Origin of the sequence: Streptomyces sp. NPDC007983, assembly GCF_042958345.1 — a bacterium.
Classification (GTDB): Bacteria; Actinomycetota; Actinomycetes; order Streptomycetales; family Streptomycetaceae; genus Streptomyces.
Map to the genome: position 1 here is coordinate 857,920 of NZ_JBIBJI010000001.1, position 15,378 is coordinate 873,297.

General features: G+C 73.5%; 13 protein-coding genes. 12 read left to right on the forward strand and 1 reads right to left on the reverse strand.

The genetic code is table 11. The features are described from left to right. Window positions 1–16 precede the first annotated feature (16 nt). Window positions 17–2,023 carry an FtsX-like permease family protein gene (locus ACFZCY_RS04035; RefSeq protein WP_391169173.1) on the forward strand — a complete coding sequence of 669 codons (2,007 nt, stop codon included), beginning with the start codon at window positions 17–19 and terminating at the stop codon, window positions 2,021–2,023. Between the two features lie 19 nt (window positions 2,024–2,042). Here ACFZCY_RS04035 and ACFZCY_RS04040 read toward each other — a convergent pair whose 3' ends face one another. Then, on the reverse strand, window positions 2,043–3,212 hold the full coding sequence (locus ACFZCY_RS04040; RefSeq protein ID WP_391169174.1) for a pyridoxal phosphate-dependent aminotransferase: 1,170 nt from the start codon (window positions 3,210–3,212) through the stop codon (window positions 2,043–2,045). Between the two features lie 752 nt (window positions 3,213–3,964). On the opposite strand from ACFZCY_RS04040, the gene ACFZCY_RS04045 reads away from it, so the two are divergent. The 11 genes from ACFZCY_RS04045 (at window position 3,965) to ACFZCY_RS04095 (ending at window position 15,377) form a co-directional block, all read left to right on the forward strand. Continuing rightward, on the forward strand, window positions 3,965–4,528 hold the full coding sequence (locus ACFZCY_RS04045; protein WP_391169175.1) for a DUF2617 family protein: 564 nt from the start codon (window positions 3,965–3,967) through the stop codon (window positions 4,526–4,528). A 95-nt stretch (window positions 4,529–4,623) separates the two neighbouring features. Continuing rightward, a complete protein-coding gene (locus ACFZCY_RS04050; RefSeq protein ID WP_391169404.1) occupies window positions 4,624–6,204 on the forward strand; it encodes a polyamine aminopropyltransferase in 1,581 nt (526 codons plus the stop codon). 125 nt (window positions 6,205–6,329) lie between these two features. Continuing rightward, entirely contained in the window at window positions 6,330–7,220 is an 891-nt protein-coding gene (locus ACFZCY_RS04055) for an SRPBCC domain-containing protein (protein ID WP_391169176.1), read from the forward strand. 57 nt (window positions 7,221–7,277) lie between these two features. Further along, window positions 7,278–8,090, forward strand: a complete 813-nt coding sequence (locus ACFZCY_RS04060; RefSeq protein ID WP_391169178.1) for an aldose 1-epimerase — start codon at window positions 7,278–7,280, stop codon at window positions 8,088–8,090. A gap of 43 nt (window positions 8,091–8,133) precedes the next feature. Further along, on the forward strand, window positions 8,134–8,673 hold the full coding sequence (gene pyrE / locus ACFZCY_RS04065; protein ID WP_391169179.1) for an orotate phosphoribosyltransferase: 540 nt from the start codon (window positions 8,134–8,136) through the stop codon (window positions 8,671–8,673). Between the two features lie 262 nt (window positions 8,674–8,935). Then, complete coding sequence (gene fbaA, locus ACFZCY_RS04070; protein WP_123101767.1) at window positions 8,936–9,958, forward strand: class II fructose-bisphosphate aldolase; 1,023 nt, start codon at window positions 8,936–8,938, stop codon at window positions 9,956–9,958. Between the two features lie 150 nt (window positions 9,959–10,108). Beyond that, window positions 10,109–11,686 carry a DHA2 family efflux MFS transporter permease subunit gene (locus ACFZCY_RS04075; RefSeq protein ID WP_391169181.1) on the forward strand — a complete coding sequence of 526 codons (1,578 nt, stop codon included), beginning with the start codon at window positions 10,109–10,111 and terminating at the stop codon, window positions 11,684–11,686. A gap of 86 nt (window positions 11,687–11,772) precedes the next feature. After that, entirely contained in the window at window positions 11,773–12,186 is a 414-nt protein-coding gene (locus ACFZCY_RS04080) for a DUF3151 family protein (RefSeq protein WP_391169182.1), read from the forward strand. 223 nt (window positions 12,187–12,409) lie between these two features. Beyond that, the gene (locus ACFZCY_RS04085) at window positions 12,410–13,294 is read left to right on the forward strand and encodes a tryptophan 2,3-dioxygenase family protein (protein ID WP_391169183.1); all 885 of its coding nucleotides are present in this window, start codon (window positions 12,410–12,412) and stop codon (window positions 13,292–13,294) included. Continuing rightward, window positions 13,287–14,507 (forward strand): kynureninase, encoded by a 1,221-nt coding sequence (gene kynU, locus ACFZCY_RS04090; protein WP_391169184.1) that lies wholly within the window; start codon window positions 13,287–13,289, stop codon window positions 14,505–14,507. Before ACFZCY_RS04085 ends, kynU begins: the two co-directional genes overlap by 8 nt. 3 nt (window positions 14,508–14,510) lie before the next feature. After that, a complete protein-coding gene (locus ACFZCY_RS04095) occupies window positions 14,511–15,377 on the forward strand; it encodes a prolyl oligopeptidase family serine peptidase (protein ID WP_391169186.1) in 867 nt (288 codons plus the stop codon). The last annotated feature ends 1 nt before the right edge of the window (window position 15,378 follow it).

Consider the following 15,378-nt stretch of genomic DNA (forward strand, 5'->3'; position numbering starts at 1 on the left):
AGCGGGAAGGGCCGCGATGAACGAGCACGCCGGAACGGAAGCGGATCGATTACGCCACCCCGCCGACCCCCCAACGGGCGGGCGGGTCATCGGCGTGCTGCTCCGGCTGGCCTGGTCGACCGTACGCACCCGGAAGGTCTCCTTCGCCGGGTCCTTCGTGGCGATGGCGAGCGCCCAGGCCCTGGTGGCGACGTGCGCGGTGCTTCTCGACGCGGGCGCGAGGGCGGCACCGGCCCAGGGCGGCGAAGAGGTGATGTCCTTCGTCGTACCGTTCGGTCTCACCTGCCTGTTCGTCTCCGCCTTCGCCGTCTCCGGCGCCTTCTCCCTCTCCGTCCAGCAACGCACCCGGGAAGTCGCCCTGCTGCGCGCCGTCGGCGCGACCCCCCGTCAGGTGCGCCGGATGATCGCGTACGAGGCGTTCGTGGTCACCGTCGCGGCGGCGGTCCCCGGATGCGGTCTGGGCATCCTCCTCGCCGCCGCGCTGCGGGCCTGGCTGATCCACCAGGGCTGGGTGCCGGACGCCTTCCCTCTGGACTTCGGCCCCTGGAGCCTGGCGATCGCGGTGGCGATCTGCTGCGTGACCGCCCAGCTCGCGGTCCGGAGCAGCGGCAGGCGGGCCTCACGGGTACGGGCCGTCCAGGCGCTGGGCGAAGCGGCGGTGCCGCCCCGGCGGGTGGGCGTGGTACGCACCTCCCTGGGCCTCGCGGTGCTGGCCGGCGGCGTCTGGGGACTGGCGGCCATCGACGAGTGGGGCGGCTCCGACGCCGCCAATTCGGCGGTCGCCATGGTCATGGTGCTCATGATCGCGGTGTCGCTGCTCGGCCCGTGGATCGGGAAACTCGCCGGAGCGGTGTTCGGCGTCGCGTGCCTGATGCTGCTGCCGGTGACCGGATCGCTGGTCCGGGCGAACCTGAGCCTTCGGCACCGGCGGCTGGGCGCGGCCGTCACCCCGCTCGCGCTCACCGTCGCCTTCGCGGCCGTGGCCCTGTTCGTACCGCAGATGAAGTGGCACGAGCTGGAGCGGCAGGACCGCGAGCGGCTGCTGGCCGACTACCTGGTGGGGACCACGGGGCTCGAGGGCCTGCCCGACTCGACCGCCAGGACGGTCGGTGACCTCCCGGGCGTCGCCGCGGCCATCGGCACCCTGGGCACCCACGCCACGGTGCTCGCCGGCGACGACCCGGGCGGCCAGGGCCCGGACGGCATCGCCCAGGCCGTCACGGACGGCCCGCTGAACCAGGTGCTCGACCTGGCCCCCGCCCACGGCGGCCTCGACCGGCTCGGACCGCGTGACATCGCGCTGAGCCGGAGCATGGCCCGCCGGGCCCACGCCGCCGTGGGCGACACGGTGTGGCTGGCCCTGGACGACAACCGCACCGAACGTGTCCGGGTGGCCGCCGTCTACACCCGCGACCGGGGCCTCGGGGAGGTCATCCTCCCGCGCCGCATGGCCGCCGCCCACCGCCTCCCCGACGAACCGTCCAGCCTCGACACGGTGTACGTACGCGCCCTCCCGGGCCGGCAGCACGACGTGGCGGCTCAACTGGCGGCCCTGACCAGGGGCCGGCCGTCCTGGCAGGTCCAGGACCGCTCCGCCCACCGGGCCGAGGCCCGTCGTCAGCAGGACGCCTCGATGACCGCCACCTATCTGCTGCTGACCGTCGTGACCGTGTTCACGTCGATCTCGGTCGTGAACACCCTGGTGATGACGACCATGGAGCGTACGGGCGAGTTCGCCCTGCTGCGGCTCGTCGGCTCGACCCGCACCCAGGTGGCCCGCATGATGCGGGCCGAGAACGCCGTGACCGTGCTCGCGGCGCTGCTGGTCGGGGCGACGGTGGCGGGGATGGTCCTGACCGTGTTCAGCAAGGCCCTGACCGGCTCCCCCTACCCCGCCCTCCCGGCGGCCACCATCGCCCTCATCGTGGGCGGCGCCGGCCTGCTCGCCTTCGTCACCGGAGTGCTGACGACCTGCATAGCCCTCCGCCAGGGCCCGGCCACCGCCCTGAACACCGCCGAATGACCGGCCCCCTCCGCCCGGGTCAGCCGGAGAGGGCCTTGAGGCGGGATACGGCGTCGGTGAGGACGTCCTCGCGCTTGCAGAAGGCGAAGCGGACGAAGGGGGCGCCCTGGGACTGGTGGTCGTAGAAGACGGCGTTCGGGACGGCCACGACGCCGCAGCGTTCGGGGAGGGAGCGGCAGAAGGCGAAGCCGTCGGAGGTGCCGAGGGGGCGGATGTCGGTGGTGATGAAGTAGGTGCCGGCCGGGCGGAAGACGGTGAAGCCCGCGTCGGTGAGGCCGTCGGCCAGCAGGTCGCGCTTGGTGCGCAGGTCCTCGCGGAGGCTGTGGAAGTAGGTCTCCGGCAGGCGGAGGGCCTCGGCGACCGCGTATTGGAAGGGGCCCGCGGAGACGTAGGTGAGGTACTGCTTGGCGGAGCGGACCGCGGTGATCAGCTCCGGGGTGGCGGTGACCCAGCCGACCTTCCAGCCGGTGAAGGAGTACGTCTTGCCCGCGCTGCTGATGGTGACGGTGCGCTCGCGCATGCCGGGGAAGCCGGCGAGCGGGGTGTGGGCGGTGCCGAAGACGAGGTGTTCGTAGACCTCGTCCGTGATCACCAGCAGATCGCGCTCGACGGCGAGGGCGGCGACGGCGGTCAGCTCGTCGTGGGTGAGGACGGTGCCGGTGGGGTTGTGGGGGGTGTTGAGGAGGATGAGGCGGGTGCGGTCGGTGACCGCGGCGCGCAGTTCGTCGAGGTTCAGGCGGAAGGCGCCGTCGTGCGGGCGGAGGGTGACGGGGACGCGGGTGCCGCCCGCCATCGCGATGCACGCCGCGTACGAGTCGTAGTACGGCTCCAGGGCGATCACCTCGTCGCCCGGCTCCAGCAGGGCCAGCAGCGAGGCGGCGATGGCCTCGGTGGCGCCCGCGGTGACCAGCACCTCGGTGTCGGGGTCGTAGGACAGCCCGTAGAAGCGCTGCTGGTGCTCGGCGACGGCGGTGCGCAGCTCGGGGATGCCGGGGCCGGGCGGGTACTGGTTGCCGCGGCCGTCGCGCAGGGCGCGCACCGCGGCTTCGCGGACCTCTTCGGGGCCGTCGGTGTCGGGGAAGCCCTGGCCGAGGTTGATGGCACCGGTGCGCACGGCGAGGGCGGACATCTCGGCGAAGATCGTGGTGCCGAATGCGGCCAGCCGGCGGTTGAGCAGCGGTCGTCCCATGGGCCTATCCTCCGCCGAACCTCTGGACTTCCTCAACTCCGCTTTTGAGGGGGACGAAGTCGGGCAGGAGCCCGGCAGACACGACAGAGCGGTACCTCGCTATGGGGGCTCGCTACGGGGGATGGAAGGAGTGAGGACCCCATGGGTTTCATCGTCTTTTTCGTCGTCGGCGTCTTCGCGATCATGGCGGTGGCGGCGCTGAGCGCCGGTAGGGCCAGGAAGCGGAACGGCGGTCGCCGGGGAGCGTACCGGGCAGGGTCGGCCGGTGGAGCGGCCGGCGGTGGCTGGTGGCTCGGCAGTGGTGGTTCGAGCGGCGGTGGCTGCGGTGGTGGCGGGGGCCATCACGGCGGTGGCGGTTGCGGTGGTGGCAGCGGCTGCGGCGGCGGAGGGGGCTGCGGCGGTGGCGGTGGCGGTGGCGGCGGTGGCTGCGGGGGAGGCGCCTGAGCCGCTCCTCGCAGAAGCCCGGTTCGGGGGAACCCGGTGATTCGCGCCCGGCGCGCCAACGTGCGCCGGGCGTCGGCGTGTTGAACACTTGAGCTGGGGACCGCCCTAGAGGGTGGAAACCCGGCGAAGGTGGGTAAAAACGATGTGGCGCCGACCATTTCATGATTCCGTATACCACCGCCCTACGGACCCCCACGTGCACCGCCCTACGGACCCCACGTGGGCACGAGCCGGCGTATCCGCATACCCCAGGACCACCGCGGGGCGAGCCGGCCCACCTTTCCCCTGCGTGCTTGCGGAGCCGACCCATGCTCACGACCCTCAAGACTGCCTACACCGACACTCGTGCCGACGACCTGGCCTGGGCCCTGGGGCGGGAACCGCTTCCGGCGCTGGCCGTGCTCGACCTCTCGCTTCATGGTTTCGCCGTGCAGTTGAGGCTTCTCGGGGCCTCGCATCAGGTCCTCCTCGAAGCGGAGGACGGGCGCTGTTCGGAGACCGTGGCCTGCATGTCCGGCAGCAGCACCCCGCTTCCGCTGGGGGTTTCCACCCTCGTCGACGGCCGTGAGTACGAATTCGCGGCGCGCGTCGAGGAGTTGTCGCAGGGCTCGTTCGCCGGACGGGCCCAGGAGTTACTCGCCCTGGTCGCCGACCATCCGCACGGCCTGGCCGGGACGTTCCCCGGCAGCCCGCACGCGTTCACCGCGCTGCTCGCGCAGTGGCACGAGGGCACGGTGGGATGGCGCACCTGGCACGCGTACCCGCAGGAGGGGCGGCTGGTCACCACCCGTACCTGCCTGGGGGTGACGTCCATACCGATGCCGCTCCGGCCGCCCGCCGATCCGCCACCCGCCGATCTGGTGTCCGGATGATGCGGTGTACGGATGAGCGGCAGTCAGTACACCCTTGTGGGTGACCAGGCGTGGGTGATTTGTAACGTAGCGTTCCGTTCGTGACCGAATACCCGATGCCCGCGCCGGAGTCTGAGAGTCCGGTGCGGCTGCCCGTACGGGCCGGGTTCGGGCGCTTCCTGATCCTCGTCACCGTCTTCGTCTGCGCCGCCTGCGGACTGGTCTACGAACTCGAACTCGTCGCCCTCGCCTCCTACTTGGCGGGCGACTCGGTCACCCAGGCCTCCGTCGTCCTGTCGGTGATGGTCTTCGCCATGGGTGTCGGCTCCCTGCTCGCCAAGCGGCTGCGCTGCCGCGCCGCGGTCGGCTTCGGCGCCGTCGAGGCGGTGCTCGCGCTCCTCGGCGGCTGTTCGGCGATGGCCCTGTACGCGTGCTTCGCGTGGTGCGGGCAGTCGCGCTCCGCGCTGGTCGGCTTCTCGTTCGCGATCGGCGTGCTCATCGGCGCCGAGGTGCCGCTGCTGATGACGCTCATCCAGCGGGTGCGGCGGCAGGACCCGGGCGGCGCGGTCGCCGATCTGTTCGCCGCCGACTACGTGGGCGCGCTGGTCGGCGGGCTCGCCTTTCCGTTTCTGCTGCTGCCCGCGTTCGGCCAGCTGACCGGCGCGCTGGTGACGGGCGCGGTCAACGCGGTCGCGGGCGGGGCGCTGGTGCTGTGGCTGTTCCGCCGCGATCTGAGCGCACGGTCCCGGTGGGCGCTGATCGTCACCAACGCCCTGGTGCTGGCCCTGCTGGCCGCGGGCGCCGTCCTCACCCCGTCCTTCGAACGGGCCGCCCGGCAGGCCGTGTACGGGCCGGAGGTGCGCGTCGCGCTGCGCACCGGGGTGCAGGAGGTCGTGCTCACCGGCGGCCGGACCCGCGGGCGCCCGCTGTCGCTGTTCCTCGACGGGCGGCTGCAGGTCAGCGGGAACGACGAGCTGCGCTACCACGAGGCGCTGATCCATCCGGCGATGGCGGCCGGGCCGCACCGCCGGGTCCTGGTGCTGGGCGGCGGCGACGGGCTCGCGGCCCGCGAGGTCCTGCGGTATGCCGGGGTCCGGTCGGTCACCGTCGTCGAGCGCGACCCCGAGGTGGTGCGGCTGGCCCGCCGCGACCCCGCGCTCTCCGCCCTCAACGCGGGCGCGTACCGCGATCCGCGGGTGCGGGTGGTCACCGCGGACGCCTTCGACTGGCTGCGGCGGAGGGCGGCGTACGACGTCGTGGTGTGCGATCTGCCCGACCCCGGCCTCACGTCGAGCACCAAGTTGTACTCGCAGGAGTTCTACGGCCTGGCGGAACGCGTGCTGGCCCCCGGCGGCCGGCTCGCCGTGCACGCGGGGGAGGCGGGCCCGCGGCCCCGCGCGTACTGGACGGTGGACGCGACGATGCGGTCGGTGGGGCTGCGGACGGTGCCGTACGTGGTGGCGGCGCGCCCCTCGGGCGGCGGCCCGGCGGCGGACGGGCCGACGGGGGAGGGGCCGCGCGACTGGGGGTTCCTGCTCGCGGCCCGCACCCCGCCCCGGCTGGCCCTCGCCCGTCACGGCCCCCGCCCGCGCTCGCTCACCCCGGCCGGTCTGGACGCGGCGCGGCGCGCGGCCGAGCGGAGGCGGGAGCCGCGTCTGCCGCCGTCGACCCTCATGCACCCGCGGTACGGGGACTGACACCGCGTGGGCCACGGGGACCGGTGGGCCGGTGGGCCGGTGGGTTCGTGATCTCGTGGGCTCATGGGACGAAAGTTGCGTGGGAACGGGTCTCAGTCAACGTGCGATGGGTAGTGTCTTGAGCTATGGAGCATGAGGTGTTCGTTCCGTTTCCCGTCGACACCGTCCGGCAGGCGCTCTCGGAGCCCGACCGCATCGCCCGTTGCGTCCCCGGGCTCCAGCAGGATGCTGATGAGGACGCGGGTCCGCTCGCCGGGCGGCTGCGGCTGCGCATCGGCGGATCCACCATCACCTACCGCGGTGCGCTGCGCGTCACCGAGCGCGGCGGTGGTGTGGAGGTCGAGGGCGAGGGCGCCGAGGCGCGGGGCGGCGGCTCGGTGAAGCTCGCGCTGACCCTGACGCCACGGGCCGTGGAGGGCGGCGGTACGGGGCTGCGCTGCTCCGGGACCGTGCGCAGCGAGGGGCGGTTGGCCGAATTCGACGCGCACGCGACCGGGACGGTGGCCCGCCGGTTGCTGGACCGCTTCGGGGCGGCGCTGGCGTCCGGTCTCGAGGCGTCCCCGATCACCCCGCCCGCCGATCACGACCCGCTCGCCGAGGCGGAGCTGCCGCTGCGCGCCGACGACACCGCTCAGGCCGACGACACAGCTCAGGCCGACGACACCGCTCAGGCCGACGACCGGGCCGATGGCGTGGAGGAGGCCGAGGACGTCGACGTGGACGACATCGGCGACCTCGACGACATCGACTCGGTGGACGACGTCAGCGCCCTCGCCGAGCTGGGCGGGCTCGACGACGACGAGCCCCCGGCCGAGGCCGCGCACGCCCGCCGCACCATGATCGGCCGCTCGACCGAGGAGGTCGACCACGCCCCGCCCCGCGGCCGCTACGCCCCCGTACCGGCGCCCGAGGCCGGGTCCACCAGCGCCGCGCTGCGCTGGGCCGCGCCCGCTGCCGCCGTGGTGCTCGCGTCGGCCGTCGTCGTCGGACGGCGCGTCCTGCGCCGCCGCCGGTGAGCGGGCGGCGTCGCTGACCGGTCGCCGTCCCTGAGCGGCTGCGCATAGGGTCGTGACGTGACCGAAGAGACAACGGATACCAAGGGCGTCCGGCTGACCGCCGGGGACGCCGAGCTGACCGTTTCGCCCGACAACGGCTGCCGCATCGGCTCGCTGCGCATCGGTGGCACGGAGCTGCTGCGGCAGGGCCCGCGGTACGGGTCCTTCCCGATGGTGCCCTGGTGCGGCCGGGTCGAGCTGGGACGGTTCCGCGACGGCGGCCGGAGCCATCAGCTGCCCGTCAACTCCCCGCCGCACGCGATCCACGGCACCGGCCGGGACCTCGCCTGGCATACGGTCCGCACCGGGCCGGACAGCGCGGCCTTCACCTACGACCTCGCCGACCCCTGGCCGTACGAGGGCCGGGTCACCCAGAGCTTCGACCTGGCCGCTGACGCGCTGACCGTCACCATGAGCGTGGAGACGGACGGCGACTCCTTCCCGGCGCAGGCCGGGTGGCACCCGTGGTTCCTGCGCGACCTGGGCGAGGGCGGCGCCGACGTCGAGCTGTCCTTCACCGCGGAATGGCAGGAGGAGCGCGGCGAGAACCACCTCCCCACCGGCCACCGCATCCCGCCGCGCCCCGGCCCGTGGGACGACTGCTTCGGCATGCCGGACGGCGTGGACGTCACGCTGACCTGGCCGGGGCGGCTCGAACTGACGGTCACCAGCCGCAGCGAATGGGTCGTGATCTACGACGAGCAGGCGGAGGCCGTGTGCGTCGAGCCGCAGTCCGGGCCGCCGAACGGTCTGAACACCCTTCCCCGCCTGGTCACGCCCATCGACCCGCTGGAGATCTCCATGACGTGGAGCTGGCGCGAGCCGGCGTAGGGGCCGATGGGGGCCGGTGCGGATACCGCCTAAGCTCGTCCGCATGAGCGAAGCGCGTGACGCCCTGCTGCAGCAGATCAAGGACAAGGCCGTGGTCCACGGCACGGTGACCCTCTCCTCCGGCAAGGAGGCCGATTACTACATCGACCTGCGCCGGATCACCCTGGACGCCGAGGCCGCGCCCCTGGTCGGGCAGGTCATGCTCGACGCCACGGCCCACCTGGACTACGACGCGGTGGGCGGCCTGACCCTGGGCGCCGACCCGGTGGCCACGTCCATGCTGCACGCGGCCGCCGCGCGCGGCCGCGGGCTCGACGCCTTCGTCGTCCGCAAGGCGCAGAAGACCCACGGTCTGCAGCGGCGGATCGAGGGCCCGGACATCGCGGGGCGGCGGGTGCTGGTGGTCGAGGACACCTCCACCACCGGCGGCTCGCCGCTGACCGCCGTCGAGGCGGCGCGTGAGGCGGGCGCCGAGGTCGTCGCGGTCGCCACGATCGTCGAGCGCGGGGCCGCGCCCGCGATCGCGGACGCCGGGCTGCCGTACGTACCGGCGTACTCGCTCGCCGACCTCGGCCTGAGCTGACCTCGGCCTGAGCCGACCTCGGCCTGAGCCGACCTCGGCCTGAGCTGCTCTCGACCTGAGCTGACCTCGGCCCGACCTGACCAGGAGCAGTCGCGTGGGTGGTTTCACGTGAAACCACCCACCCCCGTCCGTGTGGTCCCCGCGTGCGCCGTGTGGAGCAATCGACGGAGTCTGGGAAGATGGCCGCGACGATGACGTCGCCGCAGGACTCCCCCTAGGTCAGGGCCAAGAACCTCACCCGCACATCACAAGGAGCGGACAGATGCCCATCGCATCCCCTGAGATCTACAACGAGATGCTCGACCGGGCGAAGGCAGGCAAGTTCGCCTACCCGGCGATCAACGTGACCTCGACGCAGACGCTGCACGCCGCGCTGCGGGGCTTCGCCGAAGCGGAGAGCGACGGCATCGTCCAGATCTCCACCGGTGGTGCCGAGTTCCTGGGTGGCCAGTACAGCAAGGACATGGTGTCGGGCGCGGTCGCGCTCGCCGAGTTCGCGCACGTCGTCGCCAAGAAGTACCCGGTCAACATCGCGCTGCACACCGACCACTGCCCGAAGGACAAGCTGGACGGCTATGTGCGTCCGCTGCTCGCGGTCTCCCAGGAGCGCGTCGCGAGCGGCCAGAACCCGCTGTTCCAGTCCCACATGTGGGACGGCTCCGCCGAGACGCTGGACGACAACCTGCGCATCGCGCAGGAGCTGCTGGCCGAGGCGGTCAAGGCCAAGATCATCCTTGAGGTCGAGATCACCCCGACCGGCGGCGAGGAGGACGGCGTCTCGCACGAGATCAACGACGAGCTGTACACCACCGTCGCTGACGTCGAGCGGACCGCCGAGGCGCTGGGCCTGGGCGAGAAGGGCCGCTACCTGCTGGCCGCCTCCTTCGGCAACGTCCACGGCGTCTACAAGCCGGGCAACGTCGTGCTGCGGCCGGAGCTGCTGCGTCAGCTGCAGGACGGGATCGCCGCGAAGTCCGGCAAGACCGACCCGTTCGACTTCGTCTTCCACGGCGGCTCCGGCTCCACGGAGCAGGAGATCCTCACGGCGCTGGAGAACGGCGTGGTGAAGATGAACCTGGACACCGACACGCAGTACGCCTTCACCCGGCCGATCGCGGACCACATGTTCCGCAACTACGACGGTGTGCTGAAGGTCGACGGCGAGGTCGGCAACAAGAAGACCTACGACCCGCGCAGCTGGGGCAAGGTGGCCGAGAAGAGCATGGCCGAGCGCGTCACCCAGGCCTGTGCGAACCTGCGCTCCACCGGCACCAAGCTGAAGTAACCGGCGCCGTCCTCCCGGGCCCGGCGGCCCGCCCTCGCGGCGGCCGCCGGGCCCGTGCGCTTCCCGCACCGGCGGGCCAGGGTGCGGCGGCCGCCGGCGGACCGCGCTCGTGGGCTGGCTCCTCGCGGGGGACGCGAGGATGATCCAGGTATGAGCGATGACGCACCCGCCGCCGCGGTGCGGCTCTCCAGCGCCGCTGGGCGGTGGGTCGTGCTGACCACCGTGCTGGGCTCCGCGATGGCGCTTCTCGACAGCACCGTGGTCAATGTCGCGCTGCCCCGCATCGGTCTCGACCTCGGCGCCGATCTCGCCGTCCTGCAGTGGACCGTCAACGCGTACATGCTCACCCTCGCCGGGCTCATCCTCCTCGGCGGGGCGCTCGGCGACCGCTTCGGGCGGCGGCGGGTGTTCATCATCGGCGTGGTGTGGTTCGCGCTCGCGTCCCTGTTGTGCGGGATGGCCCCGAACGCCCCGGTGCTCATCGGCGCCCGCGCCCTCCAGGGCATCGGCGGGGCGCTGCTCACCCCCGGCTCGCTGGCGCTGATCCAGTCGGTCATCCACGCCGACGACCGGGCCCGGGCGGTCGGGCTGTGGTCCGGGTTCGGCGGGGTGGGGGCGGCGATCGGGCCGTTCCTCGGGGGCTGGCTGGTGGACGGTCCGGGCTGGCGCTGGGTGTTCTTCCTCAACGTGCCGCTGGCGGCCGTATGCGTACCGGTCGCGCTGCGGCACGTACCGGAGTCCCGGGATCCGCGGGCGCATGGCCGGTTCGACGTGCTGGGCGCGGTGCTCGGCGCGTTCGCGCTCGGCATGGTGACGTACGCGCTGATCGCGGCGCCGCAGCGGGGCGCGTCGCTCTCCGTGGTGCTGCCCGCCGTGGCCGGGCTGCTGGCGGGGGTGGCGTTCGTGTACGTGGAGCGGGTCCGCCCCGAGCCGATGCTGCCGCTCACGCTCTTCTCCTCGCGCCAGTTCACCGCCGTGAACGCGGTGACGCTGTGCGTGTACGCGGCGTTCGGCGGCTTCTTCTTCCTGGTCGTCCTCAACCTCCAAGTGGTCGTCGGCTACTCCGCGCTGGCCGCCGGGACCGCGCTGCTGCCGACGACGCTGCTGATGCTGCTGCTGTCGGCCCGCTCCGGCGAGCTGGGCAAACGCATCGGCCCGCGCATCCCGCTGACCGTCGGCCCGCTGCTGTGCGCGGCCGGAATGCTGCTGATGACCCGGGCCGGGGTGGGGGCCGTCTACTGGCGGGACGTGCTGCCCGCGCTGCTGGTGATGGGACTGGGCATGGTGGTGCTCGTCGCCCCGCTCACCGCGACCGTCCTGGCCTCGGTGGACGTCGGACGGGCGGGCCTGGCCAGCGGCATCAACAACGCGGCGGCGCGGGCGGCGGGCCTGGTGGCGGTGGCGGCGCTGCCGCTGCTGGCGGGCATGGGCTCGGAGGCGTACCGGTCGGCGGACCGGTTCTCGGAGTCGTTCCGGAAGGCGATGCCGATCTGCGCGGCGGTGCTGGTGGTGGGCGCGCTCATCGCCTGGCGCACGGTACGGGCGGACGCGCTGGAGTGGGCCGGGGGCGCGGAGGCCGAGGCGAAGACCGAACAGGAGGGGGCGCGGGCGGCGGAGGAGCGCCCCTGCCGTCCCGAGTGCGCGTACCACTGCGGGGTGGGTGCCCCGCCCCTGGATCCGGGCGAGCGCCCGGGCCGCCCCCGCCGCTCCGACGGCCCACCCGCCTGACTCAAGGCCCCTTCGTGGGGCCCGGGGGTGGACGGAGCCGGGTGTGGGGCGGCGGGCGGGGCGGGTGGTCCGGCAGACTGGAAACCATGGCCATTCACGAGAACCTGCTCGGGGGACCGCCCCCGACCCATCTGCCCGACGACCCCGAGCCCCGGGAACTGCTCGCGTCCGGCGCGGCTCCCACCGAGGTCGCCGCGAAGTACCCGGCCTCCTCGCTCGCCTGGGCCCAGCTCGCGGACGAGGCGTTCGAGAACGGCCGGGTGGTCGAGTCGTACGCGTACGCCCGCACCGGCTACCACCGCGGACTGGACGCGCTGCGGCGCAGCGGCTGGAAGGGCCACGGTCCCGTGCCCTTCGAGCACGAGCCCAACCGGGGCTTCCTGCGCGCCCTGCACGCGCTCGCCCGTGCCGCGCAGTCCATCGGTGAGCAGGAGGAGTACGAGCGCTGCTCGACGTTCCTGCGCGACAGCTCCCCGACCGCGGCGGACACGCTGTCCTGACCTCTTCCGAGGCTGATTCCGAGACGGGCCCGCCGGGGGCGATTCGCGCCGGCGGGCCCGTTTCGCGTCGCCGTGAACGTGCCGCACGCACTTGCGAGCGGCGCGCGCGGGACGCATGATGCGGGCAGGGACCACACAGGTGGCCCCTGAGGGGACCGGGGCTCCGAGACCGAAGGGATGGGGCGGACCGCTACCCGGTGGCGAGCAGTACACAGGAGATGCGATGTCGCAGCAGCCTGCCCCGAAATCCGCCCCCGATGAAGCCGTCCGCGAGGACGCCATCACGTCCGACGGCGAGCCCGAGGCTCCCCATCTGGACTTCCAGGGCACGACCCCGTACGAGGACTACGTCCGGGCGTCCGTCCTCACCCACCTCCAGCACCCGCTCTCCGACGACCCCGGCGAGATGGTCTTCCTGGTCACCACCCAGGTCATGGAGCTGTGGTTCACCGTCATCGTCCACGAGTGGCACACCGCCGCGCAGGCGCTGCGCGAGGACGACCTGCCCACCGCGCTGGAGGCCCTGCGGCGCTCCACCTACGAGCTGGAGTCCCTGAACGCGTCCTGGAAGCCGCTCGCGCACCTCACGCCCGGCCAGTTCAACGCGTACCGCTCCGCGCTCGGCGACGGCTCCGGGTTCCAGTCCGCGATGTACCGGCGGCTGGAGTTCCTGCTCGGCGAGAAGTCGGCGTCCATGCTGGTCCCGCACCGGGGCGCGCCGCGCGAGTACGCGGAGCTGGAGAAGGCGCTGACCGAGCCCAGCCTGTACGACGAGGTGCTGCGCTTCCTGGCCCGCCGTGGCCACGCCATCCCCGCCGCCGTACTGGACCGCGACCCCGCCCGCAGGTACGAACCGGACCCCGGCGTGGAGCGGGTGTGGCAGGAGATCTACTCCGGCCCGCGCGAGGACGAGCTGACCCGGCTCGGCGAGGCGCTGACCGAGGTCGCCGAGCTGGTGTGGCGCTGGCGCAACGACCATCTGGTGGCCACCCGGCGGGCCATGGGCGCCAAGACCGGGACCGGCGGCTCCGCCGGGGTCGCCTGGCTGGAGAAGCGGGCCACGAAGAACGTCTTCCCCGAGCTGTGGACGGCGCGCAGCCATGTCTGACGCGACGCTCTCCACGGAACTGACCGGCGAGGCCGCCGCGCTCGACGCGGCCGATGAACTCCGCGACCGGCGCGACGCCTTCACCCTCGACGACATCGTCTATCTCGACGGCAATTCGCTCGGCGCGCTGCCCCGCGCCGTCCCCGACCGGCTGGCCGATGTCGTGGCCCGCGAATGGGGACAGCTGCGCATCCGCTCCTGGGAGGAGAGCGGCTGGTGGACCGCCCCCGAGCGGATCGGCGACCGCGTGGGACGGATCGTCGGCGCCGCCCCCGGACAGGTGGTGGTCGGCGACTCGACCAGCGTGAACGTCTTCAAGGCGGTCGTCGCCGCGGTACGCATCGCCCAGGAGCGCGGCGCCCACCGCGACCAGATCGTGGTGGACGAGGCCACCTTCCCGACCGACGGCTACATCGCCGAATCCGCCGCCCGCATGACCGGCTGCACCGTGCGGCCGGTGGCGGCGGGCGACGTACCGAACGCGGTCGGGGCGCGCACCGCCGTCGCGCTCGTCAACCACGTCGACTACCGGACCGGCCGCCTCCACGACCTGCCCGGCACGACGGCCGCCGTGCACGCGGCCGGGGCGCTCGTCGTGTGGGACCTGTGCCACAGCGCGGGCGCGCTGCCGGTGGGCCTCGACGCGCACGGGGTCGACCTCGCGGTCGGCTGCACGTACAAGTACCTCAACGGGGGGCCCGGTTCGCCCGCCTATCTGTACGTGGCGCACGAGCACCAGCCGCGCTTCGACTCCCCGCTCCCCGGCTGGAACTCCCACGCCGACCCCTTCGGCATGGACCCCGGCTACACCCCCGCCGACGGCGCGGCCCGCGGCCGCGTCGGCACCCCCGACATCCTCTCCATGCTCGCGCTGGAGGCCGCGCTGGAGGTGTGGGACGACGTCCCCGTAGAGGCCGTACGGGCCAAGAGCCTGGCCCTGACGGACTTCTTCCTGCGCTGCGTCCAGCGGTACGTACCGGCAGGCCGCGTCGAGTCCGTCACCCCGGCCGCCCACGCGGAACGCGGCAGCCAGGTCGCGCTGCGCTGCGCGGACGCGGGCCCGGCGATGGCCGAACTGGTGCGGCGCGGCGTCGTCGGCGACTTCCGCCGCCCCGACGTGCTGCGCTTCGGCTTCACCCCGCTGTACACCGGTTTCGCCGAGGTGGAGCGGGCGGCGCGGGTGCTGGCCGACGTACTGGGCGAGGTGGGCTGACCGATGCGTCTCGACGCGGCCGCCGAGGAGGCGTCCCTGTTCGGCCACGCCCCGGTGGCGCCGGACGCGACGGCCGCGTACGGCGAACACCCGGACCAGGTGGTGGACTTCCACCTCCCCCGCGACCCGGCGGCCCCCGCCCCGCTGGTCGTCCTCTTCCACGGCGGCGCCTGGCGCGCCCCCTACGACCGCCGCCACCTCTCCCCGTTCGCGGCGCACCTGGCGGGTCGCGGCTTCGCGGTGGCCCTCCCCGAATACCGCCGCGGCGCCGAGCCCGACCGTGGACACCCGCCAGGGGCGCGGCACCGGGCGGGACGGTGGCCGGAGACGTTCGACGACATCGCCGCCGTCGTCGACCGGGTGCCGCGGCTCGTGCGGGAGTCGGGGCTCGGCGGGGTGGCCGACGTCGATCGGGTCGTGCTCGCCGGGCACTCGGCGGGCGGGCATGCCGCGTTGTGGGCGGCGGCCCGGCACCGCCTGCCGCCGCACGCCCGGTGGCATCTGGCCGCGCCACCCCCGCTCCGCGGCGTCGTCGCGCTCGCCCCGATCGCGGATCTCAGCGCCGCCCGCGCGCTGCGGGTGTGCTCGGACGCCGTCGACGAACTGCTCGGTGACCGGCTCGCCGCGCGGCTGCCGTTCGCCGATCCCGCCGCGCTGCTGCCCACCGGCGTGCCCACGGTCCTCGTGCAGGGCGGCACGGATGTCGACGTTCCGCCGCAGGTCGCGGATTCCTTCGCGGCGGCCGGGGCGGTCGCCGGGCAGCCGCCGCGAGTGGTGCGCATCGCCGCCGTCGGGCACTTCCCGCTGATCGACCCGGCCACCGCCGCCGCCCGCACGGTCGCCGACGAGATCGCCCGGCTCGCCGCGTAGT

Bases quoted from the DNA above. Each gene is read 5' to 3' on its own strand.
- ACFZCY_RS04035 (WP_391169173.1), top strand. From the start codon at position 17: ATGAACGAGCACGCCGGAACGGAAGCGGATCGATTACGCCACCCCGCC.
- ACFZCY_RS04040 (WP_391169174.1), bottom strand. From the start codon at position 3,212: ATGGGACGACCGCTGCTCAACCGCCGGCTGGCCGCATTCGGCACCACG.
- ACFZCY_RS04045 (WP_391169175.1), top strand. From the start codon at position 3,965: ATGCTCACGACCCTCAAGACTGCCTACACCGACACTCGTGCCGACGAC.
- ACFZCY_RS04050 (WP_391169404.1), top strand. From the start codon at position 4,624: ATGCCCGCGCCGGAGTCTGAGAGTCCGGTGCGGCTGCCCGTACGGGCC.
- ACFZCY_RS04055 (WP_391169176.1), top strand. From the start codon at position 6,330: ATGGAGCATGAGGTGTTCGTTCCGTTTCCCGTCGACACCGTCCGGCAG.
- pyrE (WP_391169179.1), top strand. From the start codon at position 8,134: ATGAGCGAAGCGCGTGACGCCCTGCTGCAGCAGATCAAGGACAAGGCC.
- fbaA (WP_123101767.1), top strand. From the start codon at position 8,936: ATGCCCATCGCATCCCCTGAGATCTACAACGAGATGCTCGACCGGGCG.
- ACFZCY_RS04075 (WP_391169181.1), top strand. From the start codon at position 10,109: ATGAGCGATGACGCACCCGCCGCCGCGGTGCGGCTCTCCAGCGCCGCT.
- ACFZCY_RS04080 (WP_391169182.1), top strand. From the start codon at position 11,773: ATGGCCATTCACGAGAACCTGCTCGGGGGACCGCCCCCGACCCATCTG.
- ACFZCY_RS04085 (WP_391169183.1), top strand. From the start codon at position 12,410: ATGTCGCAGCAGCCTGCCCCGAAATCCGCCCCCGATGAAGCCGTCCGC.
- kynU (WP_391169184.1), top strand. From the start codon at position 13,287: ATGTCTGACGCGACGCTCTCCACGGAACTGACCGGCGAGGCCGCCGCG.
- ACFZCY_RS04095 (WP_391169186.1), top strand. From the start codon at position 14,511: ATGCGTCTCGACGCGGCCGCCGAGGAGGCGTCCCTGTTCGGCCACGCC.